This is a genomic window from Pseudomonas sp. BN515 (assembly GCF_029873155.1).
Taxonomy (GTDB): Bacteria; Pseudomonadota; Gammaproteobacteria; order Pseudomonadales; family Pseudomonadaceae; genus Metapseudomonas.
Genome location: NZ_SSOH01000018.1, coordinates 1 through 13062, shown reverse-complemented (window position 1 = coordinate 13062; position 13062 = coordinate 1). Strand labels below are relative to the sequence as shown.

General features: G+C 63.7%; 9 protein-coding genes and 1 pseudogene. 4 read left to right on the top strand and 6 right to left on the bottom strand.

The window, feature by feature from the left end; translation table 11 throughout:
* Positions 1 to 31: 31 nt before the first annotated feature.
* The 3 genes from E8E91_RS04305 to E8E91_RS04295 all read left to right on the top strand — a co-directional run bounded on the left by E8E91_RS04305 (position 32) and on the right by E8E91_RS04295 (position 4833).
* Positions 32 to 1582, top strand: a complete 1551-nt coding sequence (locus E8E91_RS04305; RefSeq protein ID WP_280374748.1) for a methyl-accepting chemotaxis protein — start codon at positions 32 to 34, stop codon at positions 1580 to 1582.
* Between the two features lie 131 nt (positions 1583 to 1713).
* Positions 1714 to 2190: a MarR family transcriptional regulator gene (locus tag E8E91_RS04300; protein ID WP_077523620.1), complete on the top strand. Its 477-nt coding sequence runs from the start codon at positions 1714 to 1716 to the stop codon at positions 2188 to 2190.
* 210 nt (positions 2191 to 2400) lie between these two features.
* Positions 2401 to 4833 (top strand): autotransporter domain-containing protein, encoded by a 2433-nt coding sequence (locus E8E91_RS04295; protein ID WP_280374747.1) that lies wholly within the window; start codon positions 2401 to 2403, stop codon positions 4831 to 4833.
* 179 nt (positions 4834 to 5012) lie between these two features.
* Here E8E91_RS04295 and E8E91_RS04290 read toward each other — a convergent pair whose 3' ends face one another.
* The 5 genes from E8E91_RS04290 to zwf form a co-directional block, all read right to left on the bottom strand.
* Positions 5013 to 5831, bottom strand: a complete 819-nt coding sequence (locus tag E8E91_RS04290; protein ID WP_280374746.1) for a shikimate 5-dehydrogenase — start codon at positions 5829 to 5831, stop codon at positions 5013 to 5015.
* Between the two features lie 126 nt (positions 5832 to 5957).
* Positions 5958 to 7580 (bottom strand): NADP-dependent glyceraldehyde-3-phosphate dehydrogenase, encoded by a 1623-nt coding sequence (locus E8E91_RS04285; protein ID WP_280374745.1) that lies wholly within the window; start codon positions 7578 to 7580, stop codon positions 5958 to 5960.
* Between the two features lie 278 nt (positions 7581 to 7858).
* On the bottom strand, positions 7859 to 8548 hold the full coding sequence (locus tag E8E91_RS04280) for a bifunctional 4-hydroxy-2-oxoglutarate aldolase/2-dehydro-3-deoxy-phosphogluconate aldolase (RefSeq protein WP_280374744.1): 690 nt from the start codon (positions 8546 to 8548) through the stop codon (positions 7859 to 7861).
* Between the two features lie 16 nt (positions 8549 to 8564).
* A complete protein-coding gene (gene pgl / locus E8E91_RS04275) occupies positions 8565 to 9278 on the bottom strand; it encodes a 6-phosphogluconolactonase (protein ID WP_280374743.1) in 714 nt (237 codons plus the stop codon).
* Complete coding sequence (gene zwf / locus E8E91_RS04270; protein ID WP_280374742.1) at positions 9265 to 10734, bottom strand: glucose-6-phosphate dehydrogenase; 1470 nt, start codon at positions 10732 to 10734, stop codon at positions 9265 to 9267. Before zwf ends, pgl begins: the two co-directional genes overlap by 14 nt.
* A 182-nt stretch (positions 10735 to 10916) precedes the next feature.
* On the opposite strand from zwf, the gene E8E91_RS04265 reads away from it, so the two are divergent.
* Complete coding sequence (locus E8E91_RS04265) at positions 10917 to 11777, top strand: MurR/RpiR family transcriptional regulator (protein WP_190827877.1); 861 nt, start codon at positions 10917 to 10919, stop codon at positions 11775 to 11777.
* A gap of 49 nt (positions 11778 to 11826) precedes the next feature.
* On the opposite strand, the pseudogene E8E91_RS04260 reads toward E8E91_RS04265, so the two are convergent.
* A pseudogene (locus E8E91_RS04260) lies at positions 11827 to 13002 on the bottom strand (IS3 family transposase).
* Positions 13003 to 13062: the final 60 nt, after the last annotated feature.

The following is a 13062-nucleotide window of genomic DNA, read 5'->3' as shown; positions in this document are numbered from 1 at the left end:
GCAAGGCCGGGCCCCGTCCACGGAGGACAACATGGAACCATCCCCTGCCCCGGTTTTTGCGGAGCCCCCGATTTCCCGCCTCGACCCGGAAGGCCGACTGCTGCACTGCAACGACGCCTACCTGGACATGTGCGGCTACCGTCGCGAAGCGCTGCTGAACCAGCCCTTCAGCTTCATCAACCACCCCGGCATGCCCGCCGTGGTCATCGAGCGCATGTGGCAAACCCTGCGCGCCGGCGTGCCGTGGAACGGTCCGCTGATGGGCCGCCATCAGGAAGGCGGTGTGTTCTGGAGCGACCTCTACGTGGTGCCGCTGTTCGAGGGCGGCCAGTTGGTGGCGCTCGGCACCGTCTATCACCCCATGGACCGCGCCAGTTGCCTGCGCGCAGACGCCCTTTATGCGCGCCTGCGCCAGGGCAAGCCGGCCGAGCCCATCGCGACACGGGTATGGCGTCTGCTGGGCGAACACAGCATCGCCTCACTCGGCGCCCTGCTGCTGGGCGCAGCCACCCTGGCCGGACAACTTAGCACCGGTCTCGGCCTGGCCCTGCTCGGTGGGCTTGGCGCCATCAGCCTGCAGGCCGCCCATGTACGCCAACGCGGCGTGACCCGGAGCCTGGAGAGTTATCCACAGGTCTACAGCGATCCGCTGCTGGCACCGGCCTACAGCCCGCACGGCGGTGCTGACGCCCTGCTGGACATGGCCATGGGCAACCTGCAACTGCGCCTGCGCACGGTGATGGCGCGCATCCATATCAACGGCGACATCCTGCGCAGCCGCGCCGGAGAGTCCTCGACCCTGGTGGCCAGCGAGGCCGGTCAACTGGAACGCCAGCTGGAAGAAACCGAACAGTCGGCAGCGGCCATCCAGCAGATGAGCAGCACCATTCAGGAGCTGTCGCGCAATCTCCAGCACAGCGCCGGCGCCACCCAGGCGGTGGACGACCTGGCCCGCGACGGCGAACGGCTGGCCGGCCAGAGCCAGGTGTCGATGCAGGCATTGCGCGGCTCAGTCGAGGATATCGGTCAGGCCGTCGGCCACCTCGCCGAGTCCATCGACTCCATCAGCGGTATCGCCGAGGTGATCCAGAGCATCGCCGAGCAGACCAACCTGCTGGCGCTGAACGCCGCCATCGAAGCGGCCCGCGCCGGCGAGTCCGGTCGTGGCTTCGCCGTGGTAGCGGATGAAGTGCGCACCCTCGCCTCGCGCACCCGCGACTCCACCGGACAGATCCAGCAGTCCATCGAACGCCTGCGCAACGGCAGCGCCCAGGCCCTGGCCACCGCGCAACGGGGTGAACAGGCGGCGCAGCAATCCAGCGCCGATGTGGCGGACGTTCGCGAAGCCCTGCGGCGAATCAGCGGCGAGGTCGGCCAGATCAGCGGCATGAGCCTGCAGATGGCCACGGCCATCGAGGAACAGGGCCAGGTGGCCGAGGAGGTCAGCCGGCAGATCGCGAGGATCGCCGGACTCGCCGAACAGAGCGCCGGCCAGGCCCAGCGCAGCACCCAGATCGGCGAGGAACTGCACCAACTGGCCCACTCCCAGCTCGACCTGGCCCAGCGGTTCCTGCACGGCTGAAACCGGCGGGCCGCTCCCCGAAGCGGCCCGCCCGGCTGACCGGGATCAAGGAGGCGCCACGCGGCTGTCGACAGCCCACGCGCAACGCCCTATAACTCTCCCCCTGTCAGCACGAATCTTGCCCCACACGCATGAGCACCCCGAAAAAGCGCCTCAACCGATACAACCCCGCCAGCGACGATTTCAAGAAGGAGGAATTCCCCTTCTACTGGATCGCCCGCGTCTATGGCCGCTACAACATGGCCATGGAAAAGACCCTGAAGAAGATCGACCTGGACATCCCGCGCTGGCGCATCCTCTTCATCCTCAAGGAGAACGGCCAGTCGAGCATCTCGGAGATCTCCGAGCACGCCATCGCCAAGCTCTCCACCGTCACCAAGATCGTCTACCGCATGAAGGATGACGGCCTGGTAGACACCGCCCCCTGCAGCAACGATGGCCGGGTGACCCAGGTGACCATCACCGAGAAGGGCCGGCACATGGTGGAAGAGATCCAGGTGAACACTGCGCACATCTTCACCAACAGCTTCAAGGACCTCACCGAAGCCCAGATCGCCAAGCTCAACGGCACGCTGGAAAAGATCTACGCAAATCTGCCGGAGGGTTGAGGCGGGCGGGATTGGGCGTCCGACTCTTGCTTGTAGGTCGCCGCCCAATCTCTGTCAGCCCTTCATGACCGGATTCTGAGAAAAAAGACGCCTCCTGTTGGGAACCTTCCTTTTTGCATCAGCCCCCTCACCGGCCTCTAGGCCGCCCCCTCGCAAGATCACTAGCCTCCCCGGCGTTCGACACCACCGTTCGTTCGCAAGGAGGCTCAAATGCCCGACAGATTTACCCAACACTACCTGGCGATAGCCATTGCCACTGCCCTGTTGCCCACTGCGGTGCAGGCATCGACAGTGCTGGATATCAGCAATGCCAAAAAGAACATCCTTTCGCAGCACTATGACGGCGACTTGCAGCTCGTGGGCTCCGTCGAGTCGAACGCAGACGCCGTCACCGTCCTCTACGGCTCGGTAGCAGGGAACCTGATCAACGACGCAGATATGTTTCTGGATGGCAGCCATTCGGAGATTCTTGATGGAACCCTGTTCCTCGAATACGGCAGTCACGTCGGCGGTAATGTCCTCAACAATGCCAACCTGATCACCTCGAACATCGACGACGCCAATGTGTCGATTTCTCTTGCGCAGGTGGATGGTCAATTCATCAACAATGGCCTTATCGAGCAGAGCAACCAGCGCTACCCTGACCTGCCCGCTGTCTCGGTGTACGTCTCCAATATCCTGGGCGGATTCACAAACGAAGGGACCATCAGCGCGAGCGGCCCTGATACAGCGACGATCGAAATCATTAACTCCCGCCTCGGTAGCCTCAGCAACAGCGGACTGATCCAAGCGAGCGGCTCCAACTCGATTGGTTTGCATGTCTGGGACGATGTAATTCTGGAGAATCAACGCATCGACAACACGGGGACCATCAGCGCCACAGACGCCACCGGCGCGGGTGCCATCGCGGTCCGAATCGATAACGGCGCAGTACTGAACAACTTCGGCACGATCCGCTCCGACAAGGTCGCTGTGGAAATGACGGATCTCTTCGCCACCACAGTGCAACACGAAGGCCTGATCGAAGCTCCCGTGGCCTTCAGGGGCACTGGTACTCAGCAACTGGACCTTATCGGCGGTTCGGTAAATGGCGACCTGGAGCACTTGCGAGCTGTCCGGGTCTATGGAAACAGCACGCTGGACGCATCCCGAATCGATACGAACTTTTTCAACATAATCGACGGCAAGCTGACTCTGACTCGCCCCCACGGAACCCTTACTGGAAGCCTCTACATCGAAGAAGCCGGTCAACTGGAGCTGATGCTCAATACCAACACAGATACCGCTCGCCCCTATCTCGATGTGCAGGGAAGCGTCTACGCCGGCGCGGGTGCCAGCGTGCTCGTTACCCCAACGCCTAATGACTTCAGTTTGGCAGACACACTGCGCTATCAACTCGTCCAAGCCAGCAATTGGTACCACCTGGGCGCCTCGCCTCTGGACACTGAAGACACTTCGCTGACTTCCGAGGATTTCCAGGTTGTCAGTACCTCAGGCCTGCTGCAGATCAACCGCTACAGCCTGGACAATGGCATCCTCAGCGCTGAGGTGGCCCCGCTACAGGGCCAGGCCGCGGCCGACCTGGTGGCCTACTCTGGCGCCTCTCTTAATGCCCAGAACGCCATGCTGGCCTTTTCAACTCAACTGGGTCAGCTCGATTCGAATGACCCGGTATTCCAGGCTCTGGCCAACAGCGACACTCTGCAGACCGCACGCATCGCCGAGCAGCTCTCGCCGGAGGCCAACGGCGCCGCGTCTCTGGGCGCTCTGGATGGGTTGCGTCGCTTCGAAGCCGCCCTTCTCGACCGCCCGGACAGCAGCCTCGTCAGGGAAGGCGTCCAGCCCTGGGTCCAGGTGATCGGCAGCAAGCTGAAAAGTGGCACTCGCCAAGGCGTCCGAGGCTTCGACCTGGATAATCGCGGGATTGCGCTCGGCATCGACTGGGGCATTGGCGCCAACGGCGTTGCCGGCCTGGCTTACGGTCACTACCGCGGCGATGCCTCCAGCCACAACGGAAACAAACTGGATAGCCGCGGACATCTCTTCGGACTTTTTGGTAATCACCACTGGGGCCGCTTCTTCGTCTCCGGCGACCTGACCCTCGGCTGGCTCGAAAACGATCACCGTCGCTATATCGCTGGCACCCGTGCCAAAGGTGAAGGTGACGGCCGCGAATTTGGCGCGACCCTCCTGGCAGGCTATCGATTCCCCATGCAGGACAGCATGACGTTGGAGCCTCGCGTGGCCGCTCGGTATTCGGAAGTGCGGCTGGACAGCTACTCGGAGAAAGGCAGCTCCGCCGCTTTACGAGTGAACTCAACTCGCTATCAGAGTGGCGAGCTAGGAGCCGGACTGAAGCTGACGGGCCGCTACGCGGCAGGCCCAGGTACCTTGCTGCCAGAGGCAACTCTTATGGGGTGGTACGACAATGTCGGTGACCGCACCAGTGTCACCAGCACATTCCTGAATGGCGGGACCAGCTTCGCGACTCGTGGTGTGCTCCCAGGGCGGGACAGTTATGAAGGAACGCTTGGACTGCGCTACCAGAGCGGCGCGCTGACCTTGGGTACCGGATACAGCTACACCTTACGCAATGACGCAAATGCGAGAACCGCTTACGCCTCTATGAGCTTCTCGTTCTAAAGCAACGGAGAGGCTAGGCTTGCCTGGCCTCGCTTTTCTATCCATTTCCTATGAGGCGACTGCATCGCGAGATGCTTTCGCCTCGAATTCACGTTTAAGACGAACTACAAAGGACGCCATGTGAGGCGGCCTTGTTGGGCTTCGCTGCGCTCTGCCCAACCTACAAAAGCTTCCGCCCACTACCCCCGCGCGAACTCCGCCGCCTTCTCGATCAAGTCCGCGTCAGGCCGCACGCCGGTGTAGAGCACGAACTGCTCCACGGCCTGTAACACGATGACTTCGGCGCCAGTGATCACCGGCTTGCCCAGCTCGCGGGCGAGGCGGATCAGTGGGGTTTCCACCGGCAGGGCCACCACATCGAAAACCCAATCGGCCGCTTCCACCTGCTCGCGGGTGAAGGCCAGGGTGTCAGCTTCCGGGCCGCCTTCCATGCCCAGTGGGGTGACGTTGACCAGCATCCGCGGTTTCTCGTCGCCCAGCTCCGCCAGCCACAGATATCCACAGCCACGAGCCAGCACCGGGCCGGTTTCCGGGTTGCGAGCGACTATCGTGCCGTGGCGGAAACCACTGTCGCGAAAGGCGCTGGCCACGGCCTTGGCCATGCCGCCGCTGCCCCGCAGGGCAAAGCGGATGTCGCTCGGCACTGCGTGGCTCGCCAGCAGGCTGGCCACGGCGCTGTAATCGGTGTTGTAGCCCTTCAGCCGGCCGTTGTCGGCGACGATGGTGTTCACCGAGTCGATGGCCGAAGCCGAGGCGTCCAGCTCATCCAGCAATGGAATGCAGGCCTCCTTGAACGGCATGGACACCGCACAACCGCGAATGCCCAGGGCGCGAATGCCGCCGATGGCCGCCGGCAAGTCGGTGGTGGTGAAGGCCTTGTAGACGAAGTCCAGGTCGAGGGCTTCGTAGAGGTAGTTGTGAAAGCGCGTGCCGAAATTGCCGGGGCGGCCGGACAGCGACATGCAGAGCCGGGTGTCACGGCTAATGGGGCGAGGCATGGGTAAATCTCCGATCAATAACCTTGTAGGAGCGAATTCATTCGCGAATCAGGCCAACGGCCTGACCGGGAAATCCCCAATCGCGAATGAATTCGCTCCCACAGAAAAGCAGCTATCCCACCTACCTCAGAAAATGTAATCCGTGGTCAGGAAGTTCGACTCGCGGTTGCGGATGATCTCGCTGACCAGTTCCTTGTTATCCGCCTGGAACTTGGTCGCCACCAGGGTGCGGATGGAGAACACCCGCAGGGCGTCATGTACCGACAGCGTCCCTTCCGCCGAGTTCTTGCGACCGTTGAAGGGGAAGGTATCCGGGCCGCGCTGGCACTGGGCGTTGATGTTGATGCGCCCCACCTGATTGGCGAAGGCGTCCACCAGCCGGCCGACCTGGGCCGGGTCGTTGCCGAACAGGCTGAGCTGCTGGCCGTAGTCGGAATGCAGCACGTAGTCGATCACCTCCTCCACCTCGCGATACGGCACCACCGGAATCAGCGGACCGAACTGCTCTTCGTTGTAGAGGCGCATCGCCGGGCTCACCGGACTCAACACGGCGGGGTAGAAGAAGCTCTGCCGGTGGCTGCCGCCGCCCGCATTGACCACTTTGGCGCCCTTGGCCACGGCGTCTTCCAGCAGCGCATTGAGGTAATCGACCTTGCCCGGCTCAGGCAGGGGCGTCAGGGCCACGCCATCTTCCCAGGGCATGCCCGGCTTGAGCGCGGCCAGCTTGGCGCAGAACTTGTCGAGGAAGGGTTCGAGCACGTCTTCATGGACGAAGAGGATCTTCAGCGCGGTGCAGCGCTGGCCGTTGAACGACAGGGCGCCGGTGATGGCTTCGTTGACCGCGTTGTCCAGGTCAACCTTGGGCAGGACGATGCCGGGGTTCTTGGCGTCCAGGCCCAGTGCCGCGCGCAGGCGGTGCGGGCGCGGGTGCAGCTTCTTCAGGTCGGCGGCGCCGGAATGGGTGCCGATGAAGGCGAACACATCCACCTTGCCGCTGGCCATGATGGCGCTGACGGTCTCACGGCCACGGCCGTAGATGACGTTGATGACGCCAGCCGGGAAGCTGTCGCGGAAGGCTTCCAGCAGCGGCCGGATCAGCAGCACCCCGAACTTGGCCGGCTTGAAGACCACGGTGTTGCCCATGATCAGCGCCGGGATCAGGGTGGTGAAGGTTTCATTCAGCGGGTAGTTGTACGGCCCCATGCACAGCGCCACGCCAAGCGGCACGCGGCGGATCTGGCCGAGGGTACCCTGCTCCAGCTCGAAACGGCTGGAACGGCGATCCAGCTCCTTGAGCGCTTCGATGGTGTCGACGATGTAGTCGCAGGTGCGGTCGAACTCCTTCTCGGAATCCTTGAGGTTCTTGCCGATCTCCCACATCAGCAGCCTGACCACCGCCTCACGCTGCTCGCGCATGCGGGCGAGGAACTTCTCTACATGCTGGATGCGCTCGGCCACGCGCATGGTCGGCCAGGCACCCTGCCCGTGGTCATAGGCGGCGACGGCGGCATCCAGTGCCGCCAACGCGGCATCGGCATCCAGCAGCGGCGTGCTGCCCAGCACCACCTGTTCATCGCCCTTCTCGCCCGCCAGGAACACCGGACTGCGCACGGCCGCCAGCGGGCCCTGCCAACTCAGCAGTTCGCCATTCACCAGGTACTCGCGCTGCTCGATGGGCGCGCCGGGGCGGTAACGCTCGGGAATCTGGTCGGCAGTGGGGAACAGGGCTTCGAGGTTGTTGTTGGTCATTGCGCTTTCCTCAGGATCGGGACCACTGAAAGTCGGTTTTAACGCGGTTTCGTTACTTGGTAAATCGTTTCAGCAAACCGTTTGGCGGAATCCCTTGCGAGTGATTGCGTGGCGGGAGTTCAGGGTCACGGCACGAAAAGGCCAGAGAAACGCCCTTGTAGGAGCGAATTCATTCGCGAAGCAGGCCGAAGGCCTGCCGGGAAGGTAGCCGGGACACTGCGTGTCCAATCGCGAATGAATTCGCTCCCACAGGTGAAGCAGGAATGCATTGCCCGACGTCAGTGCAACAGCTCCAACGCCGCTGCCGTGGCTTCCTGGATGCGCTGCCAGTCGCCGTTGCGGATCCATTCCTTGTCCATCATCCAGGTGCCGCCCACGCACATCACGTTGGGCAGGGCCATGTAGTCGCGCAGGTTGTCGGGATTGACCCCGCCGGTCGGGCAGAAGCGGATGCCCGGGAAGGGGCCGCCGAAGGCCTTGAGAGCCTTGATGCCGCCGCAGACTTCCGCCGGGAACAGCTTGAAGCGGCGATAGCCCAGGGCGTAGCCCAGCATGATTTCCGAGGCACTGCTGATGCCCGGCAGCAACGGCAGCGGGCTGTAGACGCCGGCCCGCAGCAGTTCGGCGGTGCAGCCGGGGGTAACGATGAATTGCGAACCGGCGGCTTCGGCCTCGGCGAGCATCCACTCGTCGAGCACGGTACCGGCGCCGACGCACAGCTCCGGGCGCTGCTCACGCAGGGTGCGGATCGCGGACAGGCCGTGCTCGGAGCGCAGAGTGATTTCCAGGGTACGCAGGCCACCGGCGGCCAGGGCATCGGCCAGCGGCAGGGCGTCCTGCTCGCGCTCGATGGTGATCACCGGAAGGATGCGTGCCGCACCGCAGAGAATGTCGATCAGGGCAGCCTTGTCGGCCATGCTCGGCACGGCTTCGCGACTGGTGGCCCGATTGGTGGGGAGGCTGGTCATGGGCGTTCCTTCGGGCTCAGGGGCACCAGTGGATTTCCAGGGGACGGCGGAGGAAGGCGCGAATCGGCATGGCCGACACGTCTTCTCCCGCCAGGGCGGCGGCCAGGGTGGCCAGCTTGGCCTGGCCTTGCACGGCCAGCAGGGTCAGCTGCGCACTGGCCAGCAGCGGCAGGGTCAGGGTGAGGCGCTGGCGCGGCACGCTGGGGGCCTGCATCGGCAGGCAGCGGCGTTCGCAGTCGGCACTCAGCGCCTGTTCGAGGTTCGGGCTGCCGGGGAACAGCGAAGCGGTGTGGCCGTCCTCACCCATGCCCAGCACCAGCACGTCGATAGCGCCCAGTTCGGCCAGGGCCACATGGGCCAGGCGGGCAGCCTCATCCAGGCTCGGCGCGCTGTGGTAGAGGCCGAGGAAGCGCGCGCTGGCGGCCTCGCCCTTCAACAGATGGTGGCGCACCAGGCCTTCATTGCTGTCGGCGTGGCGGACCGGCACGAAGCGTTCGTCGGCCAGGCTGATGGTGACCTTCGACCAGTCCAGGGTCTGGCCGCAAAGGCGCTCGAAGAAGGTGATCGGGCTGCGCCCGCCGGACACCACCAGCACGGCCGAACCGCGGGCCTCGATGGCCGCGCGCAGCGCGTTGGCAACGGTGATGGCCAGTTCACCGGCCAGTTGTTCGGGGCTACTGAGGCTGAGCCCGGTGACCTGCGTCGGCAGGTCGAGATTAAAGATCGCCATACCAGCTCCTGCCATCACGGGTGATCAATGCAATGGAGGCCGTCGGCCCCCAGGTTCCCGCCGCGTAGGGTCTGGGCGCGTCGCCCTGCTGCCGCCACCCGGCGATCAGCTGGTCGCACCATTTCCAGGCGTATTCGATTTCGTCCTTGCGCACGAAGAGATTCTGGTTGCCCTTCATCACTTCCAGCAGCAGACGCTCGTAGGCGTCTGGAATCCGCGCGCTGCGATAGGTGTTGGAAAAGCTCAGCTGCAGCGGGTCGCTGCGCAGCTGCATGCCCTTGTCCAGGCCCTGTTCCTTGGTCATCACCTGCAGGGAAATGCCTTCGTCCGGCTGGAGACGGATGACCAGGCGATTGCTGATCAACGGCCGCTGCTCGGGGGCGAAGATGTAGTGCGGCGGTTCCTTGAAGTGTATGACGATCTGCGAGAGCTTCTGCGGCATGCGCTTACCGGTACGCAGGTAGAAGGGCACGCCGGACCAGCGCCAGTTGCGGATCTCCGCACGCAGGGCGACGAAGGTCTCGGTGTCGCTGTGGGTATTGGCGTGTTCTTCCTCCAGGTAGCCGGGCACCGTCTTGCCGAGGATGTTGCCGGCCACGTACTGGCCACGCACTACTTGCTGCGCGAGCTGTTCCGGGGCGATGGGCGCCAGGGCTTTCAGCACCTTCACCTTTTCGTCGCGGATGCTGTCGGCGGAGAGGTCGCTGGGCGGGTCCATGGCGATCAGGCAGAGCAGTTGCAGCAGGTGGTTCTGGATCATGTCGCGCAGTTGGCCGGCCTGGTCGAAATAGCCCCAGCGGCCCTCGATGCCCACCTGCTCGGCCACGGTGATTTCCACGTGGGAGATGTGGTGCTGGTTCCACTGCGTCTCGAACAGGCTGTTGGCGAAGCGCAGGGCAATCAGGTTCTGCACCGTCTCCTTGCCCAGGTAGTGGTCGATCCGGTAGGTGCGGTTCTCCGGGAAGTGCGCCGCCACCGCTTCGTTCACCGCGCGGGAGGAATCCAGGTCATGGCCGATGGGTTTTTCCAGCACCACACGGGTGCGCTCGGCCAGTCCCGTGGCGGCGAGCCCCTCGCAAATGGCGCCGTACACGGCGGCCGGCGTGGCGAAGTAGGCGATCAGCCTGGCCACCGGCCCCAGCTTGTCGGCCAGGGCCGGGTAGGCATTGGCGTCGAGGAAGTCCATGGCGAGGTAGTCGAGCCGGGCCAGGAAGCGCTGCATGGCGCCCTCCTCCACCTCCCCGGCCGGCACGTAGCGGCGCAGGTGCTCGCCGATGTCGGCGATATGGGTGGCGGGCTCGCCGCTTTCACGGCCCAGGGCGAGGATGCGCGTATCGGCGGCCAGCAGGCCGGCACGGTCCAGTTGATAGAGCGCGGGGAACAGCTTGCGCAGTGCCAGGTCACCGAGGCCGCCGAACAGGGCCAGAGTGCAGGGTTCGACAGGTTGTGAGGCCATGATATTTGTTCTTCTATCAAACATAAGCTTATGAATACACCCAGTTAGCCGTTACAGCAAGACAAAATGTAGTAATAAAACTACATTTACCGACATACGAGATTACGGTGGCCCAGCCTGGGTGCGCTCAGTACGATAGGCCACCGATTGCAGGCCCCTTCCCAGGAATTCCAATGGACCGCGTGCACAATCTGCTGGAGCAGATCCAGAACCGCCTCGACGAACTCAACAAGGCCGAGCGCAAGGTCGCCGAAGTCATCCTGCGCGACCCGCAGCAGGCCACCCGCTACAGCATCGCGGCCCTGGCCCAGGCGGCTCAGGTCAGCGAGCCGACAGTGAACCGCTTCTGCCGCTCGTTCGGCGTCAACGGCTACCCGGAACTGAAGATGCAGCTGGCGCAAAGCCTGGCCAGCGGTGCCGCCTACGTGAGCCAGGCGGTCGCCGCCGACGATGGTCCCGAGGCCTACACCCGGAAGATCTTCGGCAGCGCCATCGCCTCCCTGGACAGCGCCCTGCAGAGCCTCGACCCGCAATTGATCAGCCGCGCGGTGGACCTGATGATCCAGGCCCGGCAGATCCATTTCTTCGGACTCGGCGCCTCGGCCTCGGTGGCCCTGGACGCCCAGCACAAGTTCTTCCGCTTCAACCTCGCCGTATCCGCCCATTCCGATGTCCTGATGCAGCGGATGCTGGCCTCGGTGGCCCATACGGGCGACCTCTTCGTGATCATTTCCTACACCGGCCGCACCCGCGAACTGGTGGAAGTGGCGCGCCTGGCGCGACAGAACGGCGCCTCGGTGCTCGGCCTTACCGCCGCAGGTTCGCCGCTGGCCAAAGCCAGCACCCTGAGCCTCGACATCCCGCTGCCGGAAGACACCGACATCTACATGCCGATGACCTCGCGCATCATCCAGCTGACCGTGCTCGACGTGCTCGCTACCGGCATGACCCTGCGCCGTGGCGTCGATTTCCAGCCGCACCTGCGCAAGATCAAGGAAAGCCTCAATGCCAGCCGGTATCCGGCGGATGAGGAGCCGTCCTGACGCCCCCTCACCCCCGTCCCCTCTCCCTGAAGAGGAGAGGGTGAAGTGGTCAAGTAAAACTGGACACCGGTTTAGGTCTATCCAGCCAGCGCTTCGCGCTGTGCCGGTGTCTGGTAGCTGTTGTAGCTGTGTGGCCGTCGGTGGTTGTAGTAGTCGGTCAGGTAGCGCAGTACATCAGCCTCTGCTTCGGCTTGGCTGGCGTAACCCGAAGCCGGTATCCATTCGGATTTGAGGCTCCGGAAGAAACGCTCCATCGGGGCGTTGTCCCAGCAATTGCCGCGACGACTCATGCTCTGGCGGATTCGATGCCGCCAGAGCAATTGTCGAAATTCCTGACTGCTGTAGTGGCTGCCCTGGTCGGAGTGAAACAGCACGCCGGCGGGGCAACCGCGAGCCTCATAGGCCACGCGCAAAGCACGTCCGGTAAGCTGCGAGTCCGGACGATCGGACATTGCCCAACCCACAATCCGCCGCGCATACAGGTCCATGATCGCGGCCAAGTAGATCCAGCGCCCGCCGGCCCAGATGTACGTCACGTCACCGCACCACACCTGATTGGGGCCGTGGGTGCGGAATTGCCGGTCCAGTTCGTTCGACGCTTTGGCACTCTCACCCTCAGTTGGGCGGTAACGGTGTCGACGGCGTTGCGAGCTGAACAACTGGGCCTCTTTCATCAGACGGCCGGCCAGGAATCGACCCACTGCCCAGCCTTCCTGGCGCAAAGCCGCCGCGAGCGTCCGGGCGCCTGCCGAACGCCGACTCTGGACATGCAGCTCCACCAAGCGCTGTCGCAACCTGGCGTGCGGCTGATTACCGCGAGCTGCTGACTTAGCGGCGGCATAGACACTGCTGCGATTGATGCCGAACAGCCGGCAAAGCTCTGCCCGTGGATAGTGCTCACCCAATGACTCGACTAAGCGCACTAATCGAGGGCGTCTGACATCAAGAGAGCGGTAGCCTTTTTTAAGATCTCTTTCTCCCGCTCCAGCCGCCGCACCTGGGCCTCCAGCTCCTGGATTCGCCGCTGCTCCGGCGTCATGGCCTTGCTGTGCTCCGGCGTCTTGCCATGGCGCTCCAGGGTCAATTGCTCGACCCAGCGCCGCATGGCAGTTGGGCCTACCCCCATCGCCTTGCAGGCTGCCGGTATGGAATAGCCTTGATCGACCACCAGGCTGGCGGCCTCGAGTTTGAATTCCGGACTGAATGATCTTCTGCTCATGAACACCTCTTGCTTGGGCGCAGCTTAACGCCCTATCGGGGTGTCCAGAATCATTAGGCCACTTCA

Bases quoted from the DNA above. Each gene is read 5' to 3' on its own strand.
- E8E91_RS04305 (WP_280374748.1), top strand. From the start codon at position 32: ATGGAACCATCCCCTGCCCCGGTTTTTGCGGAGCCCCCGATTTCCCGC.
- E8E91_RS04300 (WP_077523620.1), top strand. From the start codon at position 1,714: ATGAGCACCCCGAAAAAGCGCCTCAACCGATACAACCCCGCCAGCGAC.
- E8E91_RS04295 (WP_280374747.1), top strand. From the start codon at position 2,401: ATGCCCGACAGATTTACCCAACACTACCTGGCGATAGCCATTGCCACT.
- E8E91_RS04290 (WP_280374746.1), bottom strand. From the start codon at position 5,831: ATGCCTCGCCCCATTAGCCGTGACACCCGGCTCTGCATGTCGCTGTCC.
- E8E91_RS04285 (WP_280374745.1), bottom strand. From the start codon at position 7,580: ATGACCAACAACAACCTCGAAGCCCTGTTCCCCACTGCCGACCAGATT.
- E8E91_RS04280 (WP_280374744.1), bottom strand. From the start codon at position 8,548: ATGACCAGCCTCCCCACCAATCGGGCCACCAGTCGCGAAGCCGTGCCG.
- pgl (WP_280374743.1), bottom strand. From the start codon at position 9,278: ATGGCGATCTTTAATCTCGACCTGCCGACGCAGGTCACCGGGCTCAGC.
- zwf (WP_280374742.1), bottom strand. From the start codon at position 10,734: ATGGCCTCACAACCTGTCGAACCCTGCACTCTGGCCCTGTTCGGCGGC.